The 20,019-nt window shown below is 45.0% G+C and carries 19 protein-coding genes; 7 read left to right on the top strand and 12 right to left on the bottom strand.

Going from position 1 to position 20,019, the window contains the following annotated elements:
- Nucleotides 1-90 precede the first annotated feature (90 nt).
- Nucleotides 91-678: an imm11 family protein gene (locus ACFFUV_RS10330; protein ID WP_390192149.1), complete on the top strand. Its 588-nt coding sequence runs from the start codon at nucleotides 91-93 to the stop codon at nucleotides 676-678.
- Between the two features lie 43 nt (nucleotides 679-721).
- On the opposite strand, the gene ACFFUV_RS10325 is transcribed toward ACFFUV_RS10330, so the two are convergent.
- The 4 genes from ACFFUV_RS10325 to ACFFUV_RS10310 all read right to left on the bottom strand — a co-directional run bounded on the left by ACFFUV_RS10325 (nucleotide 722) and on the right by ACFFUV_RS10310 (nucleotide 6,219).
- A complete protein-coding gene (locus ACFFUV_RS10325; RefSeq protein ID WP_390192147.1) occupies nucleotides 722-1,252 on the bottom strand; it encodes a peptide-methionine (S)-S-oxide reductase in 531 nt (176 codons plus the stop codon).
- 33 nt (nucleotides 1,253-1,285) lie between these two features.
- Nucleotides 1,286-2,338, bottom strand: a complete 1,053-nt coding sequence (rsgA, locus tag ACFFUV_RS10320) for a ribosome small subunit-dependent GTPase A (protein WP_390192144.1) — start codon at nucleotides 2,336-2,338, stop codon at nucleotides 1,286-1,288.
- Between the two features lie 348 nt (nucleotides 2,339-2,686).
- Nucleotides 2,687-4,483 (bottom strand): ABC transporter ATP-binding protein, encoded by a 1,797-nt coding sequence (locus tag ACFFUV_RS10315; protein WP_390192142.1) that lies wholly within the window; start codon nucleotides 4,481-4,483, stop codon nucleotides 2,687-2,689.
- Nucleotides 4,483-6,219 (bottom strand): ABC transporter ATP-binding protein, encoded by a 1,737-nt coding sequence (locus tag ACFFUV_RS10310; RefSeq protein ID WP_390192141.1) that lies wholly within the window; start codon nucleotides 6,217-6,219, stop codon nucleotides 4,483-4,485. Before ACFFUV_RS10310 ends, ACFFUV_RS10315 begins: the two co-directional genes overlap by 1 nt.
- Nucleotides 6,220-6,518: 299 nt before the next feature.
- Between ACFFUV_RS10310 and ACFFUV_RS10305 the strand changes: the two genes are divergently transcribed.
- The gene (locus ACFFUV_RS10305) at nucleotides 6,519-7,001 is read left to right on the top strand and encodes a GNAT family N-acetyltransferase (protein ID WP_390192138.1); all 483 of its coding nucleotides are present in this window, start codon (nucleotides 6,519-6,521) and stop codon (nucleotides 6,999-7,001) included.
- Nucleotides 7,002-7,034: 33 nt separating this feature from the next.
- On the opposite strand, the gene ACFFUV_RS10300 is transcribed toward ACFFUV_RS10305, so the two are convergent.
- The 3 genes from ACFFUV_RS10300 to ACFFUV_RS10290 form a co-directional block, all read right to left on the bottom strand.
- The gene (locus tag ACFFUV_RS10300) at nucleotides 7,035-8,342 is read right to left on the bottom strand and encodes a DUF2254 domain-containing protein (RefSeq protein WP_390192136.1); all 1,308 of its coding nucleotides are present in this window, start codon (nucleotides 8,340-8,342) and stop codon (nucleotides 7,035-7,037) included.
- 200 nt (nucleotides 8,343-8,542) lie between these two features.
- Nucleotides 8,543-8,740 carry a CsbD family protein gene (locus ACFFUV_RS10295; RefSeq protein ID WP_390192133.1) on the bottom strand — a complete coding sequence of 66 codons (198 nt, stop codon included), beginning with the start codon at nucleotides 8,738-8,740 and terminating at the stop codon, nucleotides 8,543-8,545.
- A 253-nt stretch (nucleotides 8,741-8,993) separates the two neighbouring features.
- Nucleotides 8,994-9,422 (bottom strand): winged helix-turn-helix transcriptional regulator, encoded by a 429-nt coding sequence (locus ACFFUV_RS10290; RefSeq protein WP_390192131.1) that lies wholly within the window; start codon nucleotides 9,420-9,422, stop codon nucleotides 8,994-8,996.
- Between the two features lie 104 nt (nucleotides 9,423-9,526).
- Between ACFFUV_RS10290 and ACFFUV_RS10285 the strand changes: the two genes are divergently transcribed.
- Complete coding sequence (locus tag ACFFUV_RS10285) at nucleotides 9,527-10,384, top strand: SDR family oxidoreductase (RefSeq protein ID WP_390192129.1); 858 nt, start codon at nucleotides 9,527-9,529, stop codon at nucleotides 10,382-10,384.
- A 70-nt stretch (nucleotides 10,385-10,454) separates the two neighbouring features.
- On the opposite strand, the gene ACFFUV_RS10280 is transcribed toward ACFFUV_RS10285, so the two are convergent.
- Nucleotides 10,455-11,132 (bottom strand): type 1 glutamine amidotransferase domain-containing protein, encoded by a 678-nt coding sequence (locus ACFFUV_RS10280; protein ID WP_390192126.1) that lies wholly within the window; start codon nucleotides 11,130-11,132, stop codon nucleotides 10,455-10,457.
- A gap of 112 nt (nucleotides 11,133-11,244) precedes the next feature.
- Nucleotides 11,245-12,663: a coniferyl aldehyde dehydrogenase gene (locus tag ACFFUV_RS10275; protein WP_390192122.1), complete on the bottom strand. Its 1,419-nt coding sequence runs from the start codon at nucleotides 12,661-12,663 to the stop codon at nucleotides 11,245-11,247.
- Nucleotides 12,664-12,798: 135 nt separating this feature from the next.
- Between ACFFUV_RS10275 and ACFFUV_RS10270 the strand changes: the two genes are divergently transcribed.
- On the top strand, nucleotides 12,799-13,692 hold the full coding sequence (locus ACFFUV_RS10270) for a LysR family transcriptional regulator (protein WP_390192119.1): 894 nt from the start codon (nucleotides 12,799-12,801) through the stop codon (nucleotides 13,690-13,692).
- 275 nt (nucleotides 13,693-13,967) lie between these two features.
- Here the strand turns inward: ACFFUV_RS10270 and ACFFUV_RS10265 are convergent, their stop codons facing one another.
- Nucleotides 13,968-14,474 (bottom strand): LysR substrate-binding domain-containing protein, encoded by a 507-nt coding sequence (locus tag ACFFUV_RS10265; protein ID WP_390192116.1) that lies wholly within the window; start codon nucleotides 14,472-14,474, stop codon nucleotides 13,968-13,970.
- On the bottom strand, nucleotides 14,474-14,638 hold the full coding sequence (locus tag ACFFUV_RS10260) for a helix-turn-helix domain-containing protein (RefSeq protein ID WP_390193259.1): 165 nt from the start codon (nucleotides 14,636-14,638) through the stop codon (nucleotides 14,474-14,476). Before ACFFUV_RS10260 ends, ACFFUV_RS10265 begins: the two co-directional genes overlap by 1 nt.
- 131 nt (nucleotides 14,639-14,769) lie before the next feature.
- Here ACFFUV_RS10260 and ACFFUV_RS10255 point away from each other — a divergent pair, with 131 nt between their 5' ends.
- Both ACFFUV_RS10255 and ACFFUV_RS10250 read left to right on the top strand, forming a co-directional pair.
- On the top strand, nucleotides 14,770-16,656 hold the full coding sequence (locus tag ACFFUV_RS10255; RefSeq protein ID WP_390192114.1) for an alkyl sulfatase dimerization domain-containing protein: 1,887 nt from the start codon (nucleotides 14,770-14,772) through the stop codon (nucleotides 16,654-16,656).
- Between the two features lie 216 nt (nucleotides 16,657-16,872).
- Nucleotides 16,873-17,637, top strand: coding sequence for an alpha/beta fold hydrolase (locus ACFFUV_RS10250; protein ID WP_390193255.1), 765 nt, complete (start codon nucleotides 16,873-16,875; stop codon nucleotides 17,635-17,637).
- A gap of 693 nt (nucleotides 17,638-18,330) precedes the next feature.
- On the opposite strand, the gene ACFFUV_RS10245 is transcribed toward ACFFUV_RS10250, so the two are convergent.
- The gene (locus ACFFUV_RS10245; protein ID WP_390192111.1) at nucleotides 18,331-18,894 is read right to left on the bottom strand and encodes a CGNR zinc finger domain-containing protein; all 564 of its coding nucleotides are present in this window, start codon (nucleotides 18,892-18,894) and stop codon (nucleotides 18,331-18,333) included.
- Nucleotides 18,895-18,996: 102 nt separating this feature from the next.
- Between ACFFUV_RS10245 and ACFFUV_RS10240 the strand changes: the two genes are divergently transcribed.
- Complete coding sequence (locus tag ACFFUV_RS10240) at nucleotides 18,997-19,878, top strand: alpha/beta fold hydrolase (protein ID WP_390192108.1); 882 nt, start codon at nucleotides 18,997-18,999, stop codon at nucleotides 19,876-19,878.
- The last annotated feature ends 141 nt before the right edge of the window (nucleotides 19,879-20,019 follow it).

Raw genomic sequence — 20,019 nt, 5'->3', positions numbered from 1 at the left:
GAAAAAGGTCACCCTCAGATATGTAATCGTAATCATACAGAGTTTACTAATTTCTAAACAGGAATATACTTTGAAAGTAGGAAAGTAAAAATGAATTATAATGACACATATTATTTAATGTCTCCGAATTATGAAATAGAAAATGAAGCATTTCATGTTGTGCCAACAGAGACTACAGCACAGAGGCGATTTCACTACAGAGAGCTTGTATATGGGGAAGTATCAGTCAAATTTAATGCCAAAACTGATGATTTTCTTAGTTTAGATCCTATGATGCTTTTTTGTATTCCAAGTTTCATTGTTTCTAAAGATTTAAAAATTATAATTGATGATCATATCTATGGAGGTAAGCTTTATCCTGCCGTTGTAGAATTTCAAAACAAGTCATCAAGTGATTTTTATTTGATAAATATTTATCAAGAATTAGATTGCTGGGATAGAAACTCTTCTCTTTATAAACAAAAAGCCCCTGATTATTATCCGAGAGTTTATAAGTATAAACTGGATTCTACTATTTTAGATAAAATACCTGAAAATGAAAGGTTGATATTTAAAATGGGAGGTACAGATTTATCTTCTATCTTTATACATGAACGCCTGAAAATTAAATTGGAAAATGTATTAAAAAATATAAAGTTCCTAAAAGTTTCAGAATATGAATTTGGCGACGAATTTTAAGTTAGGCGTACTCTTTCGGCAATCTCGTCAACTGCGAGAATCACTAATCAGACTTCCCCTTATAGCGATGCAAAATATTCCATGGAATAGGGCATAGGTGGTGATTCTCAGGGTGACGAGTGAGGTGGTGCTGATGCTCGTCATCGCTGGGAACAAAGTTCGTCAGTGGTAATACTTCTAACGCGATTTTATCGGCATCTTTTCGTGCAGCAATAAAATGGCGTGCAGCTAACAGGTGGTCGGTATGTTTACTGTATACCCCTGTGCGGTACTTCTCGCCGACATCTGGTCCTTGCTGATTGACGCTGTAAGGGTCGATGATCTCAAATAAATGCTCAATCAGTCTTTCAACGCTTAACACGTGTGAATCAAATTCAATCCGCACACATTCGGCATAGCCATCGTAGTCAGCCTGTGTCGTTTGACTTGTGCCATTGGCTCGCCCTGCTTGGGTATCCAATACGCCCGGTACGTACTTAATAAATTCTTGTACGCCCCACAAGCATCCGCCCGCGAGATAAATTTCTTGTTTCATGAAGTTGGTAGCCAGTGAAAGAAGACGCCATACTAACATGGCGTCTATCTTGTTGCATTGGAAGTAGGAAGCCTATTCGCCTTTCAACCACTGCTTTTGACTGATAACTGAGCGAACGTGCTTATTAAATTCTCGCCCTTTTTGACGCCTTTCTGCAAGGGTTGAAGTATTAAAGGCTTGCTCTCGTTGCAATTTGGCATAGTTTTCAAGTCGCCTTACATCAAGAGAACCTTGCTGTATCGCCTGTTGAACGGCGCAGCCTGGTTCCGTCTGGTGCTGACAATCACTAAATCGGCATTGTTCGCTCAACGCTTCTATATCACCAAATGCGTGCGCGAGGCTTTGCTCAGAACCAGCAAGTTGCAGCTCACGCATTCCTGGCGTATCTATCAGCAATGCGCCCATGGGCATTTTATGTATTGATCGCGCGGTGGTGGTGTGACGACCTTTGCTATCATCCTCGCGTATGCCGCCGGTTTGCTGAGTGTCAGACGCTAATAACGTATTAATTAATGTCGATTTGCCAACACCAGATGAACCTAACAGCGCCACCGTTTGCCCGGTTTGGCACCATGCCAATAAGCCTTGCACGCTTTGTGCGTCCAGCGCATTAACCGTTTCTACCATTAAACTGGCATCGAGTTTTTGCACTTGATGGCACAGGGCGTACACGTCATCGGCTAAGTCTTGCTTGGTCAGCACAATCACGGGTTGTGACTGTGAATCACGTACCAGCGTCAGGTAGCGCTCAATTCGGCTTAAATTAAAGTCATGATTGAGTGAGCTAACGATAAAGACAGTATCCACATTGGCAGCAATTAACTGTTGTTGCCGCGCGCTACCAGGGGCCTTGCGCTGAAATAGCGAGGTACGCTCTAGTACGCGAAGCAAGCGATAGTCTGAATCCACCAATAACCAATCGCCAACCGTTATTGGAGGGTATTGATGATGATGCGCCATATGAATTTCGTGTTGTGATGTGCACAGATCGTAACCACTGCGATGATGCCCAATCACACGTGCGATAACGGCATTATCGAGTTCATCGTTGGTCAGTTGTTGCTGAAAATAGTGTTTCCATCCGAGTTCTTGCAGTGAGATCGGGTGAGTAAATAATGTGTTCATGTCGTTTGTACCTTGAACCATACGAATCATCGGCGCGATGGCGCAGAGTTCGCTAAATTCTATCAATAAAGGGTCAGGTACTTACTGAGTAAGTGGTTGCACTAGGCATAAGACCCCGGTTTTAATACCGGGCAAAAGGGAAGGGGAGTAGCTTGCTCACAAGAGCACAATGATTAACGGCTGACTTCACCTTTGCCGGTGTGTGTTACGAATACAATCATGGTCATTCCTCCAAAGGTGATTTACGAAAGGGGCAGTGCCCGCACGTTGAGAAGATAGTAGCATCAAAGCGCAATGTGTCTACGCTTTGATGCTTGGTAATGTGTCAATTTGTGGTTTAGCGTTGATTTAAATCGCGGCTTGAGCGACTTTTTGCTCTTGCTGTTGAAGCTGATACATCGCGCGATATCGTCCTTGGTCAAGAGTCATCAAATGCGGATGATCACCTTGCTCAATCAAGTGCCCCTTATCCAGCACCAAAATGCTATCGGCATGACGAATAGTCGACAGTCGATGGGCAACGACAATCATGGTGACTTTGCCGTGCAAATCGCTTAAAGCGCGCTGCACCACTTGTTCGGTTTCGCTATCAACGTTCGCCGTGGCTTCATCGAGTAATAACACTTTAGGCGAACCAGCGAGCGCCCGAGCGATGATCAATTGCTGACGCTGACCAGTGGAAAGCCTCAGTCCACCTTCACCAAGCTGCGTTTGATAGCCGTCACTCATCTCCATAATCACATCGTGTAAATGGGCTTGTTTGGCGGCATGTTCGACTTGCTGCTGGGTTAAGCCGCGGCCCATATCGATGTTTTCAAACAGGGTGCTAGCAAGAATGAACGGCTCTTGCGGAATAAAACCAACGCCTTGGCGCAGCGTGTCATGATCAAACGCGTTGAGCGCATGGCCGTCCAAACAAATACGCCCGGACTGCGGCTGATAAAAGTTAAGCAGCAAGCTGAGCAGCGTACTTTTTCCGCTTCCCGTATGGCCAACAATCGCAAAGAATTCACCGGATTCAATCGTTACGTTGATGTCGTGAAGCACAGGTTTATCGCTTTGATAGCCAAACACTAAGTGTTCAATATTCAGCGCGCCGTGTTTTAGGTCCGTCACCGTACCGCTTTGGTCCTGATCGGTCGGTTCTTGCAGCAGTTCATACACGCGATCACCGGCAACAATGGCTTGTTGGTAAAGGCTAAAGCGCTGAGTGATTTCAACCAGTGGCTCCGTAAAGCGGCCTAAATAGTTAAGGTAGGCATACAACACGCCCACTTCGACGTAGCCTTCCACAACTTTGATGCCAAAGAACCAAACAATCCCACATAAGATGATGATACTGAGAAAGTTAATCGCAGGGCGCAGCATCAGTGAGCCAATGGTAACCGCTTTTAAACGCGTGGTGTAATAACCGTCATTGATACCATCAAACTGCTCAAACTTGCGTTGCTGCTGATTGGTCGCTTGAATTACTGACATGCCGCTGATCGATTCGTTCATGGTGGCATTAATATCCGAGCGCAGTTGGCGACTTTCGGTGACCACTTTGACACTGAATTTTTGGTAAAGGTAAATCAAGCCGACCACGGTTGGAATCAACAGCAGTGCGATAAGCATCAGTTCTACATCAAGAATTGCCATCGCAATCAAAATGCCAATTAACAAGATTACGTTGGCTAATACGTTTGATAAAAACTGGACGTAAATGTCTTTGATGGATTCGGTATCGTTGGTAATGCGACTGACCAGTTGCCCTGTACGAGCATAATCAAAATAGGCCATCGGCAAACGCAAGACATGGTTGAAAACACGTTTACGAATGTCTAACACCGCGTTGAGTGCCATATCCAAAAAGCGCATGGTTTGCTTGTATTTGAGATAGGTGCCGAGCAGGGTTGAGATAATAAATAGTGAGATGACACCAACAATCGGCCACACTGGGTAGCGATCCGGCATGATGAATTCATCGATAAACACTTTACTGAGCATGGGGCCCAGTACATCGAACCCCGTGGCGATAACAACCAATAGTAAGGTTTTGTAAAATAGAGGTTTATCAGCAAATACATAGCTCATTAGCAGGCGCAAAGAGCCAGACGGTTTAGTGTCTTGCGATGCGGCTTTATTTGTTTTACTGCGAGACATTAAGACGCTTCCTCCATGGCAAGTGCCATTTGTTGATACGCGGCCATGCGCGAATACCAGCCGTCACTATTGATTAATTGTTGATGGTTGCCACGTTCAATCACTTCACCATGCGCCAACACTAAAATCGTGTCCGCTTGCTCAATGGCTGACAGCCGGTGACTCACGATAATCAAGCTCTGTTCAGTGCGCTGCGCAAGATGCTCAATGATTTCTTTTTCCGTGTGAATATCGACCGCCGACAAAGCATCATCAAGAATCAAGATTGGCGCTTGGCTAATCAAGGCTCGCGCAATGGATAACCGCTGGCGTTGACCGCCAGACAACGTCACGCCACGCTCTCCAACTAACGTTTGATAGCCTTCTGGAAACTGGCGAATATCGGCATCCACTGAGGCAAGGCGAGCGGCTTCGTAGACTTCTTCATCGCAGGCATCTGGGCGACCCATGCGAATATTTTCCATGATGCTAGTACTAAACAAAAAGGCATCTTGCGGCACGTAGGCATAGTGGCTACGCAGTGTATCCAATGGAATGTGTTGAATCGCTTTACTGCCAAGCAGAATATCGCCTTCTTGGGTATCCCAGTAGCGCATCAGCAGTTGCAACAGCGTTGATTTTCCCGACCCTGTCGCCCCTGCAATACCGAGTACTTGTTGCTGCTTAAGCTCAAAAGAGACTTGGCTGAGCGCGGCTTGCTCGGTATCGGGGTAATGAAAGGTAAGATGATTGACAGTGATGTCATAGCCGTGAGTTTGCTCACGGCCATTGTCAGCAATCGAGTCGGGTAAGTTGAGAAGCTGTTCTAATCGACCTATTGCAGCATTACCGCGCTGCAAAATATTCATCAGCCAGCCAAACGCATACATCGGCCAAATTAACTCAGAAAGATACATCGTAAAACTGGTGAGCTGGCCAACGGTTAAGTTACCCACGTGGATCTGCCAGCCTCCAGCGAGTAGGGCAATCAAGAGCGCAGAGCCAAGGCTAAGTTGAATAATAGGATCGAACATCGCTTCAGAGCGCTGTACTTTGTAGGTACTGCTGGCGGCTTTTTCGGCAATGCGATCAAATTGCTCAGATTCAATCGACTCACGGCCCATGGATTTAATCATTCGAACACCGGAAATCGCCTGTTGCGTTTGTTCATTGAGTGACGAGAAGCGATCTAAGGTGTCTTTAAACTGGTGATGAATGCGGTTCGATAAGCGATAGAAGCCATAACCCATAAATGGGAAAGGCAAAATGGCCAGCGCGGCTAATTTCCAGTCGATGAACAAAAACATCATGATCAACACCAGAATAAACGTCAGCAAGCCGTCAAACCCTGAAAGAATGCCTTCTCCAGCCGCGACTTCAACGGCATCAATATCGTTGGTCGCCCGCGCCATTAAATCGCCAGTAGAGTGGATATTATAAAACGCTTGGCCTTGCTTCGTTAGGCGTTGATAAAAGCGCTGGCGCAAAATATTACCCAGCTTATATGACGTGCCAAACAGCATCCGTCGCCAACCGTAGCGTAGAAAATACACCGCAAGACTTGCGATGGCTAATCCGCCCAAATAGAACTCGGCTTTGGTGAGTTCGCGCGTTTCTAGCATGTGGTCTATCGCTTGGCCAATGAACCACGGCACCGCCATATTGATCCCAGCGACGAGCATCAGCATGAGCAGCGCCAGTGAGTAGGTAAACCAGTAGCGGCGGAAAAACCACCCTAGGTGTCGAAATAATTGCATTTGTTACTATCCAAAAAGAAGAGGAAGAGTTGGCCTGATTTCGGTAGTGTGACTCATCGAACTGAGTTCTCATTTGTGCGCCAGCCGACCAAAACACTACGTCAGCCAACGGCGAATATCAACCGTTATGCTACGAATAAAAGGGCGACCATACCCGGTCAACTATAGCAGGCTATGTGGTTGAAATTCATTGTTTTGTTAATCAGTTTACGGTTTGATTTTCGGCGCGGCAGATTTATGATGCTCAATCACTTGGCAAAATATCTGATGGATTGCCATTAAAATAAGGAGTTAACCCTGTGATACGACCCATGACCCAAACGGATTTCGAGCAATTTTGGCCTCAATTTGAAGCCATCATCCGAGCGCAGCACACCTATGCGTTCGATGCCAATATGTCACGCCAAGCGGCATATAAGGTGTGGTGTGAATTACCGTTTGCAACGTTTGTGTTAGAACAAGATGGTCAGATTCTCGGCTCTTACTATATCAAACCTAACGCTCAGGGGCCGGGGAACCACGTGTGCAATTGTGGTTATATGGTGAGTGACTTTGCTCGCGGCCAGGGCGTTGCTCGGTGTTTATGTGAGCACTCCCAACACTACGCGGTTGAACATGGGTTTAAAGCAATGCAATTTAACTCCGTCGTCTCAACCAATCAGGTTGCGGTTGCGTTGTGGCAGAAATTGGGGTTTACCACCATCGGTACCATTCCTCGCGGTTATCAGCATCCTAAACACGGATTGGTCGATTGCTTGATTATGTATAAATGGTTGGTGTAGCAACACCATTATCGTAACGTCCTAGCAAGCGCGCTAGTGTAATTGCTTCCCGATGTTAACGACTGCCGTAACGTCGTTTCGGTCTTTATCACACCCAATGTGCGCACTCACCAAATCGTTGACCGCAGAGATTTGTGTATCGACGGCTTGAATGTACTCTTGTGGCAGTTGCTTTCTCATGACGTTTAAACAGCGCACAAGATGAATCATCACATCAATATGCTTTTCTCCAGCTTGCCTTAGTTGATCGAATGCGGTGTTGAGTACGGACTCATAGGTATAAGTTCGTCTTTTTAGCCAAATATTGGTGTTGGTATTTCTGATCGCTTGAGATGGAAACTGATGTTCGGCCATCAAGATACACACTGACGTTAGCCTATCTGCGCAAGTCATCGCCGTGATCGGGTCGTTAATCCCTGGAGAGAGTGCACGTAGAGCGATTTCGACAAGCTGGGAAACGGAGAATTCAGGGTCTTGAAGTGACGTCCTTTTCTTGCCCAATACAATGCAAGATAAACAGTAGTGTTTTCTTTCATCATCGATTTGGGTTGTTGAGTGAATACGCAGCAGTGTTTCGTTCGGTACCACATGGTCGCCCGCTCTCACCAAAATATCGATGCCCTGAATACCGTCTTGGTTGAGCAAATGGTGATAGTCGACGGTCTGGACATAACCACTCTCGGTGAGCGAAAGTTCAGTGATGACGGGTGAATCCACAATCGCTGATGGTTTCAAACATTGGTGGTTTTTCTTTTCATCGGTCAACGTAAATAGATGGGATAGGCTGCGAATGCATTCGTGATAACAGCGGCTGATGATTTCATCAACCTGAATAAAACGGGCAATATGGTGGATGTAATAAATCAGTACCAGTGTATCAAAAATGCCGATGACCAATACCAATACAGAAAGGGCGGATGAGGTGATGGTATCTGTATCGCTAACGCTGACACGATGCAATGCAATGAGGCAGAACACAAACGTTGAGGTAAAGAACCCTAAAACCAGTTGAGTGCCGCGGTCATCCATAAAGGTTTGCAGCAATCGCGGACCAAATTGCGATGAGGCCATCGTCAACGCCACTAAGGTCATGGAAAACGCAATACTGGTGGCGGTGATGATCGAGGTAGCGATGGCGGAAATTAAATCACTGGCAGTGTCCGCAGGTACCGTTGGAAGGTAATCGCGAAATAACGATTCAGAGATAAAAACGGGCGTGTAATAAATGCAGGCGTAACCTAAGCAAAACGCGATAAGCATCATACAAACAGGAACGAACCAATAGCTCGCTCTGATGCTTTGCCATTTAGCTTGAGTGAAACTCGCCACAGGTTTGATCATCTTATCACCTTGCGTGTTGACCGCAGTTTAACGATGCACAAGTTAACTATGGTCGATAAGTCTATGGTGGGCGCTAAATCGTCGATGAAACAGTGACCCATTGCTAAAATACGAATGGAAAGTGGTCAGGTGGTGGTTCTCGACGTCTCTAGCTCGACATAAAAAAACCGCCAAATGGCGGCTTTTTTATTTAGATAACATTAACGACCTTGTTCAAAGTCATCAACTTCACGCTCTGCTTCTTCGCGAGACTTACCGTAGATTTGCTGAAGTTTACCAATCAACTCAGTACGGCTACCTTCAATTTTGTCTAAATCGTCATTGGTAAGGTCACCCCATTTAGTTTGTACCTTGCCTTTAAGCTCTTTCCAATTGCCTTCTAAAAGATCGCGGTTCATGGTTTTCTCCTTACACTATTAAATACTCACTTTAATAGATGCAATGGGTATGCCACTTATGTTTGTAAATTTAATTCATTGAAATTAAAGGATTATTAATTTTATTGGAGTTCGGTATCAATACGCGCTGAATGTAATTTATTCTTGATAAGAAAACCAAGCCTGTAATTTTTTTATGAAGATTCAGAGCGCAAAGGGCCAACGGCTTTTGATGCCTCACAACTGGAGGATAAAAGCCGATAACCGAATCGACCTATTTCTCACTATTCATACTTTTTTCTGCGCGTTTATGCTCGTAATCTTGTTGATGTTCAATGATTTGATGAATGTTATCTTCAAGCCACACGGCGAGGCCTTGTACTCTATTTGCTACTTCAAACCCCGTTGAGGTGAGTTCATATTCAACATGGGGCGGCACAACGGGGTACACCGTGCGTAGAACAAACCCGTCTTTCTCGAGAGATTGAAGTGTTTGGGCTAACATCTTTTCACTGATGCGCAAAATACGTTTACGCAATTGACTAAAGCGTTGTTTCTCGCCGTTGAGCAGGGCCATGAGCACCAATACGCCCCAACGGCTAGTGACATGGTTAAGCACTTCGCGGCTTGGGCAACGATCTGAAAACACATCGCCTTTTTGAAACTGAGCATCGGCAAGAGATGCAAATTGGTCTTCTTTCATACTTACCTTTTAGTACGTACTTACTTTTAGTTTGTTAGGGATCTATTATACACACATCCGGTCAAATGATCGTCGTAATTCACCGTCAATTTAAGGAGAACAATATGCTTGTCGTAACAGGTGCAACAGGTCAACTGGGTCATTTAGTGATTGATGCTTTGCTTAAATATGTCGCTGCTTCTGACATTGTTGCAGCAGTACGTAATGTCGAAAAAGCGCAAGATCTTGCAGATAAAGGCGTGCATGTTCGTTTTGCTGACTACACGCAACCTGAATCTTTAGTGACCGCTTTTGAGGGCGCCACCAAAGTATTGTTGATTTCTTCCAGTGAAGTTGGGCAACGTTTTGCTCAGCACAAAGCCGTGGTGGATGCCGCCAAAAATGTGGGTGCAGAACTGCTGGCTTACACCAGTATTCTTGATGCAACCAACTCACCGCTTGCGTTGGCGCAAGAACATAAACAAACCGAAGCGTATATTGCTGAATCAGGTGTACCAGCGGCGATTTTGCGCAATGGTTGGTACTCTGAAAACTATGTGAATGGCATTGGCGCATCGCTTGAACATGGCGCGATGTTTGGTTGTGCGGGTGAAGGCAAAATTGCGTCGGCTCCTCGTGCTGATTACGCTGAAGCGGCAGCGCAAGTGCTGACTCAGCCAGACCAAGTGGGTAAAGTGTACGAGTTAGCTGGTGATGAAGCCTTTACGCTCGGTGAATTCGCCGATTATCTGTCTGCACTTAGTGGACAAACCGTGGTTTACAACAATGTCAGCGAAGATGAGTACGCGAATATTTTAAAACAAGTTGGCCTGCCTGCGCCGCTGGCAGAAACACTTGCCAACTCGGAAACGGGCGCTGCAAAAGGTGGCCTGTTTGATGACTCTCAAACTCTATCTAAATTGATTGGTCGTCCAACTGAAACCATTGAAACCACCTTAAAACACGCATTAGCTGCGCGTTAAGATGGTTCTATAAACAATGAAAAGGCCACTTTAAGTGGCCTTTTTTATGCGCATGATGGCATCAATTCATTTAGCTAAGCTGAGCGAGAAGCGCTTTGGCCACCGCTTCGGAGCTCGCAGGGTTCTGACCTGTAATCAGTTTGCCATCCTCGATAACAAACTCACCCCAATCTTCCCCTTTGTGGTAATCCGCGCCAATTGATTTAAATTCATCTTCAATTAAAAATGGCACAACGTCGGTCAGTTCAACACCAGCTTCTTCACCATTCGTAAATCCGGTCACTTTACGCCCCTTAATCAGAAGCTCGCCATTTTCAGCTTTTACATGACGTAGAACGGCAGGCGCATGGCAAACAAAGCTAATCGGTTTACCGCTGCGTTCAAAGCGTTCAATCAGCGCAATAGAGGTTTGTGAATTGGTGAGATCCCACAATGGGCCGTGACCACCTGGGTAAAATACCGCATCGAAATCATCCGCACTGACGGTTTCAAGCTTGACGGTATTCGCTAGAGCATTTTGTGCGCTTGGATCTTGATTAAAGCGCTCGGTTAGCTCGGTTTGAAAATCGGCCAGCGCACTTTTCGGATCCAGTGGGGGTTGACCGCCTTCTGGTGACGCAAGAGTGATCGTTGCGCCTGCATCGAGGAAGGTGTAGTAAGGGGCGGCAAATTCCTCAAGCCAGAAGCCTGTTTTCTCGCCGGTACTGCCCAGTTCATCATGCGATGTTAATACCATTAGAATATTCATATCTGTTCCTCTTGAAGCGTGAATTGATGTTTTTCATTATTGTTAGATGTGGTTTTGCTCCACATTCTAGTTGTTGGGATGTCGCTGCGGCTTTTAAACCGCAGCAACGTATTTATTGACCGAACGCTTGCTTGAGCGCATCCGCTTTGTCTTGATAAGGCGCACGTAATCGCTCGCTGGCATCGTCGCTTTGCTCATGAACCACCACGGCTTTCGCGTGAGTGAAGTTGTTAAAGCCGTGAATACCGTGGTAGGCCCCCATGCCCGATGGGCCGACACCGCCGAATGGCAAGGCATCGATGGAAGCATGAGTCATAATGTCATTAATGATCAGCGCCCCCGAGGTGGTATGCTGAGCAAAGTATTCCTGACGCTGCTCATCGTCACTAAAGTAATACGCTGCGAGTGGTCTTGGATGTTGGTTAATATAATCAATGGCTTGCTGCTCTTGCTCGTAGGTCTTAACAGGCAGCAGCGGACCAAAAATTTCTTCCTGCATGATCGCCATATCGTCATTCACATTGAGGATCAAATGCGGTGCAATCGTACGTGTTGCTTGATCAATACTCGGTTCATTGTTAGGTGCAAGGCTAATGATGGTCGCGCCTTTTTGTTTCGCATCGTCCAATAAGCCGGTTAGGCGCTCAAAATGGCGCTGATTGATAATCGAGGTGTAATCTGGGTTATCTGCAATGGTCGCAAAGCTTTGTGCGACAAATTGCTTCGAGGCGGAAGCCCATTGTTCGAGGTGATCCTTGTGGACCAACACGTAATCGGGTGACAAGCAGATTTGCCCAACGTTAAACGTTTTGACGGTCATTGTCCGTTGCACGGCATGGGTGATATCCGCATCTGGCGCAACCAGAACTGGCGATTTACCACCGAGTTCCAATGTCACGGGGACTAAGTTTTCGGCTGCGGCGCGCATCACATGCTTACCGACGGCGGTACTTCCGGTAAAGACTAAGTGATCAAAAGGCAATTGGCTGAAGGCTTGGCCAACGTCAGCATCTCCGAGCACAACGGCAAGCTCCATAGGGTCAAAATAGCGTGCCACTAACTCAGCGAGAAGCTCTGAGGTACGAGGCGTTAATTCAGATGGCTTGAGCATGGCGCTGTTGCCTGCGGCAAACACACCAGCAAGGGGGCCAAACGCTAAATTGATAGGAAAGTTCCACGGGCTAATGACACCCACCACGCCAAGTGGCTGTTGCTGAATATGCGCACTGCGATCGCCTTCAAGGCCAAACACAGGTTGCGGTTGCATCCACTGTTTGACGTTACTTTTTGCGTGCATTAAGCCGTTTACAGTGGTGACAACATCGGCCACGAGCGACTGATATTCAGCGCGGTGACCAAAGTCATCACTCATGGCTTGAGTTAACGCTTTTTGGTTATCGGTGATCAAATCAATTGCACGTTGCAGGCGATCTTGACGAAGCTCTGCGCTCGCAGGCCCAGTATCGAGATGAGCCTTTTTCATTCTTTGGAGAATAGAATTTAAATCATGGAAAGACTGAGTGGTTGTCATGGTGCATCTCCTCATTGGTGAGCCAGAAGAACGCAATTGCATGCGTTTTATTGTATGAGTTGATAGTAAAGAGAATGGATTAATCGCGCCAACAAGGTTATTTTACTAGGGGTATAAATAATTTTATGGATTGTTATGTCTCTGATTCGATTAAGAACATTTGTGGAAGTTTATCGCCAGCGTTCGATTAGCTCGGCGGCGAGGGTGCTCAATTTAACTCAACCAGCGGTCTCGCAACATGTTGCCGGATTGGAGGTGGCGATTGGGCGGCCGTTGTTCACTCGCGAAGCTCAAGGGGTTGCGCCGACGCTTGCCGCAGAAGAACTTGCCGCGGATATTGGCGATAAGCTGGATGCCGTTGAACTGGCGTTATCGCAAGCCAAAGCACGCTCACATGATGTTGAAGGAACATTGCAGATCATCGCTCACAGCGATTTTATGTCTGAGGTGTTGGCGCCGCGTCTGCTTCCATTACTTGATGCGGGCATTCGAGTACGGCTTCATTCAGGCGATGGGGAACTGGTGCACAACATGCTGGTGGAAGGGCACTGTGACTTAGGTTTTACCGGGCATCCAATCACCGATCCATCCCTAAAAAGTGAACTCGTCATGTCTGAGCCTGTTTGTGCAGTGACCTCGCCGCGTATCATGAAGCAAATCAGCGAAAGCCCAGATCATTTAGCGGCGCTGATGAAGCAGCCGATGCTGACTTATGATTTAGCGTTATCGGTAATCGATGGCTGGTTAAGGCGTAACAAGCTCACACCAGAACAAAGGCAACCGGCGTTAGTCGCTCAGGATTTACGCGCACTGCGTGGATTATTGGTGCAAGGTTTTGGCTGGACAGTCATGCCACACTATTTGTGCCAAGCGCAAATTGAGAGTGGGGAGTTGTGCCATGTTCCTGCTCCGATAGGTGACACGATACTGAACTATTACATGGCTTGGTCTCCGAGTTCTTTAAGAAGCCCGAGAATCGCTCATGCAAGACAAACGCTACTCTGGAGCTTGTCGCAGAAAGCAACTTAACGTGTTTTTGGACTTAAACGTGCCAGTGATGTCGCTAAAGTCGTAAATTACGGATAACTTTTCTATCCGTATTGCGAGACTCATTATGCATCATGATTGTGTCGAAGATATAACCGTTTTGATTAAATAATGCTGATGCTGTGTGAATGGTTCTCGTCGGAGACTCTGCTTAAAGAATGATGAAACCTCATACTCTTTACCTACGGGTAATATGTTCACTTTAGAAACATCGAATATAAAGTCGGGCAAAAAAGAGAGTGCTGGGACGGTCTGAATCACTTCGTACGCCGTGGACAATGAAATGAGTCAACATAAGCGATCTTCTTTGGCTTCAGTTTCAGTGTTTCAAATAATCGATAACGGTGATCATTCCAAGCAGGCAGTTTGGAAACAATTAACATATTGTCGAGAATATCTTCTAACTTATTAAGTTCTAAATCTGGGTGGCTCGCCAAATAAACTTGATATTTAGCAATATGTTGGTGTGTGATGTCTTTATTCGTTTCCAAATCGCTAAAATGAACACCAATATCTACCTCTCCTTGAACAATGTCATCAAGGGTACTTTTTCCCCAATGTTGAACATGAAATGTGGCTTGTGGAAAGTGTTGCAATAAAGCCGCTGTCAACTTTGCTGCCGCATATTGATAAAGGTAAGAATTCAGTGCAATGACGATAGGTTGCCTGTACTGCGAGAAATCAGTGGTGGACGTTGTTGCTTGCTTCCATACGTTTGCCAATTGATTGTAATGCTGCTCTACCTGTGGGGCGAGTTGCTGCACTAAAGGGTAAGCTCCATTCCCTGTGCGCTACGTATGAAAATTGGATCATTTAACCTTTCACGCAGCTTAGTAATGTCTCGGCTAACTGCACTCTCAGACTTGTTAAGAATATCACCTACCTTCTTAAGATTCGGGTGGTTATAGAGCAAAACCATGGTTTTCATCAACTCTAACGGCAAATCTAAATAATGATACATGTACCTTCTTGCAGTGTTCGCAAGGTAGTCTTAACTATCATTACTATTTTCACAATAGCAAAATAGTATTTATTTAATTCAAACAGAAGACTGTAGATATGAAAATGAAAACTCTGAACATAGCCTTAATTTCTGTAATGACATTAACAACCACCACTGCATTTGCAGCAAATAACCCTGACTTTAGTTCTCCCTACATGAATGCCAAAGAGACCCCATTAACCCACCTTCCGGAAAATGGCAATAAAGCAAAGGTCAATCAAGAAACCGCATCATTTTGGAATTTGGGCACACATAGCGAGCAGCGAGCCTCTTATGATGACCCAACTACTGTAAAAATTGCCGACGGTATCTGGACTTTTGGCTCGCGCTCAATTGTTAACATGAGTGCCATCGAAGCTCCTGAAGGCCTAATTATCTACGACACTGGCGACAACGGCCATGACGCAGAAGAGTTCTATACTATGCTGCGTAAAGAAACTGATAAGCCTATTGCTGCCATTGTGTATTCGCATGAACACTACACTTTCGGCGCACGCTACATGTTAGAACAAGAAGCGGCCCGTGGTAATACTGATATTAAGATTATTGGACACCCGAACACCAATGCATCCATTGCCAAAAATGGTGGTGTATCGTCAATACATCCCGAGACTAGCGGCATCACCATGGCTCGTAGTATCGAGCAGTTTAACGCTTATCTGCCTAATGATGGGGATAATGCCGCCTATAAAAATACCGTAATGCCAGATCCAAGTGGTTTCGTACCCGTGAACTTATCGCCAACTCATGATGGTCAAACCATCAATGTAGCGGGCTTGGATATGGTGTTCTACATAGACGGAATTGGTACTGATACCTCAAACCAATTGATGGTCTATATTCCAAGTAAAAAAGCAGTATTGAATAATGTTGTCTGGGGTTGGTTCCCTAATATCTACAGTGCCCGTGGTGGTCGTTACCGCAATCCAAATGATTGGATGGGAGCATTAAACAAGATAAAAGAACTAAAGCCTGAAATCTTACTTTCAACTCATTCCACTTCACTTGTTGGGAAAGATAAAATCGATGCTCGCTTGAAAAGTTACCACGATGGTTTAGCGTTTGTTCTTGATCAGTCATTAAAAAATATTGCCTTGGGTCAGGGGCCTGACGAACTTCGCTATAGCGTAAAACTGCCTAAATACCTGAAAGAATCACCGATTCTGGTTCAAAACTATGGTGAAATTTCGATTATGCCGCCGCGTATTTATACCGCGTTGTTTGGTCAATATGACCGCAATGCCGCCCACTTAAATAAGTTACATCCAAAAGATGAAGCGATGCGCATGGTTGAGGCTATGGGTGGAGAAGGTAAAACCTATAACTTAGCGAAACAAGCGTTCGATAATGGTGACTACTTATGGTCAGCACAAGTATCAGACTACTTAGTGCAAAGTAACCCTAGCAAGAAAAACAAACAGCTAAAAGCAGATGCATTGGAGCAGATGGGTTATCGTGCCACATCAACCAACTCGCGCTCTTTCTACCTAGCGCAAGCTGCTGAACTTCGTGGTGAAGTGAATATCATCAAGAATGTGCCGGCTACCCCAGAATCGGTAGTTCAGAACATCAATGATTACGTTAACTACTATCGTATCCGTATCAATCCAGAACGTTCTGGTGAAACAGAAGCAACAATCAAGTTCGATTTTGGCGGAGATAAGGTCTATGGACTTGAAATCAGCCGCGCCGTGGTTAACTACCTGGATAACAGTGTAGCCAGTAAGACAAAAGCTGACGTCACGGTACAGATGAAACCAGAGGTTTGGGCTGAAATCTACAACAATACCGCGGCTTTTGATGACTTGCTAAAAGCTGAAAAAATCACAGTAACTCAAGGCGATAGTGCAACTGCATCACAACTGATGGGGCTATTTGATCCGATTTACGATTGGCAAAACGACAAAGGGCTACAAGACCTTTCAAAAATGATGAGCCAATAAGACCGGTAACTTTACGCTTATAACTAATCAGTAGCGGTCGTTGGCTGCTACTGATAATACCCAAGTCATTCTCGCTAAACCGAGCATCTTGAGGTTACTTGTGTATATCAAAAGGATAATAATATGAATGCAGATATGTCACATCTAGGTCGAGGATTTCAATTGCAAAATGGTGATATCACCATTCAGGCTTATGAAAAAGGTTAAGGGGAGCCGATTATTTTCGTGCATGGTTTCCCTGATTCTGCAAATGCTTGGCGCAATCAAATCGATCCATTAGTCAACGCTGGTTACCGCGTGATTACGTTAGATATGCGTGGCTACGGCAAAACATCTAAGCCGATTGAAAAAGAGCATTACCACATCGCTATGCTTGCATCGGATGTTAAAGCGGTGATTGATCACCTCAACATTGAAAAAGTTCATGTGGTTGGGCATGACTGGGGGGCTGCTGTCTCTTGGACATTTGCCGGCATTTATCCGCAAGCAACTAAATCACTAACCGCTATTTCAGTTGGTCACCCATTTGCATTGCTGAGTATGTCTGATATCAAACAACGTGAGATGTCGTGGTATTTCTTCCTCTTCCAACTGCCAATGGCTCAAGATCTTCTTGCAGCTGATGACTGGAAGCTGTTTAACGAGTGGACTCGTAATCACCCAGAATGGGAACACTGGAAAGAAGCATTTAAAGAAGGTAAAGACATTATTCCGGGGCTGAACTGGTATCGCAATGGTTTAGACTTAGAAACCCCACTAAAACCTGAAGATTTTGGTTTAGTACAAGCACCTTGCTTGGGTATCTGGTCTGAGCACGATTATTATCTAGGTGAAAAACAGATGAAAGATTCTGTGCACTTCATCGGCGAAAATGCCAGCTTTGAATATGCTCGAATAAACGAAGCCACGCACTGGGTACAACTTGATAAGCCAGATGAGGTCAATGAGCTTGTTCTCAGATTCACAGCCAAGCATCGCTAAAAGAGCGAATGCTCAAATATAAAATAATAAAGCCAGTCGTTTTGACTGGCTTTTTGTTACTCAGAGTAAACAGAGAAGTCCGTAGGCACTAGTTTAACGTTGGGCTAAATAAGCCACCATCACTAGTTCAGAATGTGATTTCAGTATGAGGAGGGCATTTTCGTGCTAGAAATGCCCGCCGTGAAGGTTATGGACAAAACCCATTTAGAGCTACTACTTAATTTAGAAAGCCACGGATAACTTTTAGTATGGAAAACCTCAAACTGCCCAGTAAAACTAAATAGCTGTTCCTAACTATAAATAAATCTCTCGATTTTAGAAAAAGAAAGGAACTAGGTACCGTCTGGGCGCTCTGATCATAAAATCCATAATTGCGACCGAATTCTCATGATTCTAATATTACCTGACCCGTCGTATCGCTATAAAGATTCGTATAATGAAGAATATAGCCTATTGCCGCCGCTTGAATGCCATATTGCTTCATTCACAATGGTATTCCATCACCAATATATCCAATTCTGGCTACTGTCCGCTCTTCCATAAGACTCTGAATTAACGGGTAGACAGAATGCGGTATTGACGACTTTATTAAAGCTTGAGCCCCCAAAGTCTTGGATATCAGCGTTTACCTTGGAGTACCAACCTTATTGGTACTTAAGACAGTAGAGTAAGTATTCGCTAACTTTTTCTTGATCAAGTTTCATTTCTTCGTGAACGAAATGCCGCAACTTTCATTCTGTTACCGCAAAGAGCCATACTACACCAACGTCGGCGATGGGATTTAGTTGTATCCAAAAACATTAAAGTACAATCATGGGCTTCACACTGACGAACATATTTAAGCTCAGGGTGACAAATCAAATTTGCGACAGAAGCGGCAATCGGTTCAAGTAAGCTTTCGACGCTATTATCTCGTCTACGTTTAACCAGAAGAAAGCTGTTTAATGTGTTGTCCCACTGTAAATATGTTTTTGGGCTGCCCTTATCTAGCAAATGATTAATGAAGTCCGTATTGCCAGCTTCACCGTCAATCGCGGCCTTTATGACTTCTCGAGCAACTTTTCTGAGGTCTTTCGCTTTTTCAACAAGCCCGAGAGGTATCTCTACATTTTCTTCAGGCAAGCATCCAGCTAACTTAAGCCATTTTACTGTACTTTTATTATCAATTAGGTGGTCTTGGTGTTCATCGAACATGCCGTATTCGCTGTTAACGAAGTCTAACGCCAAATTGTTCGCTAAAAACTGAGGCTGATTCATAGTCATAAAATCAATTGTAACCATTAAAAAATTAATTGACAGGTTACCAAAAAAGACCGTAACCTTCAATTTTGCACTTTAACGGTTACACGGGAAGTAATTATGAACACTGAATCAAATACACAACACGTACACTATCGTTATGAACAAGTCGATAATGTAAATATTTTTTATCGAGAAGCGGGCGAGCCGACTAATCCAAGTATCGTGTTATTACACGGGTTTGCGGCTTCATCGTATATGTATCGCTATATCATTCCGGCATTGGCTGAAAACTATCATGTCATCGCTCCGGATCTTCCGTCCTTTGGTTTTACGCAAGCGCCAAGTCGAACGCAGTACACGTACACATTCGAAAACATTACTAAGACGATGGAAAAGTTTGTGCAACAATTGGAAATCAAACGGTATGCCCTAATGGTTCATGACTATGGTGCGCCGGTAGGTTGGCGTATGGCAGCGGCCAATCCAGACGCTGTGACAGCGCTGATTTCCCAAAATGGTAACGCGTATGAAGAAGGCTTAGCGGAAGGGTGGAACGCGATTAAAGACTATTGGCAAAACCCAACGCCTGAAAATCGTGCTGTGCTTAAAGATTTCCCAACACCAGAGGAAATTAAGTCGCAATATCTGACCGGAGTAAGCGATAAGAGCTTAGTGTCACCGGATGGTTATACCTTGGAAGGCATGCATGTACAGAAACCTGGTAATGCAGACATTCAGCTAGATCTAGTGCTCGATTATGCATCTAATGTTGAAAACTATCCTCGTTTTCAGGCATATTTCCGTAAGTATCAACCTGCATTGCTTGCAGTCTGGGGGGCTAACGATCCTTATTTCCTGCCTGCTGGTGCTGAAGCTTGGAAACGTGATCTCCCTAGTGCGGATATTCGATTCTTTGATACCGGGCATTTCGCACTGGAAACGCACGCCGATGAGATTACGCCAATCATTTTAGAGTTCTTAGCGCAAAGCGTTAAGTAATTTAAAACCATTGAGTTAGGTGGTGTCTAGAGAATTAATGGGGAGCAATCAGGCTCCCCATTAATATTATTGGCGATGATCCCACTTTTCTTTTAATCACCGAGATTTGATTGTGAGCTCGGCTCGTAAGCCAGCCGTGAA

The organism is Vibrio olivae (assembly GCF_042428525.1).
GTDB classification, from domain to species: domain Bacteria; phylum Pseudomonadota; class Gammaproteobacteria; order Enterobacterales; family Vibrionaceae; genus Vibrio; species Vibrio olivae.
The sequence above is the reverse complement of the archived record's forward strand: the minus strand, read 5'-3'. Positions and strand labels throughout refer to the sequence as shown.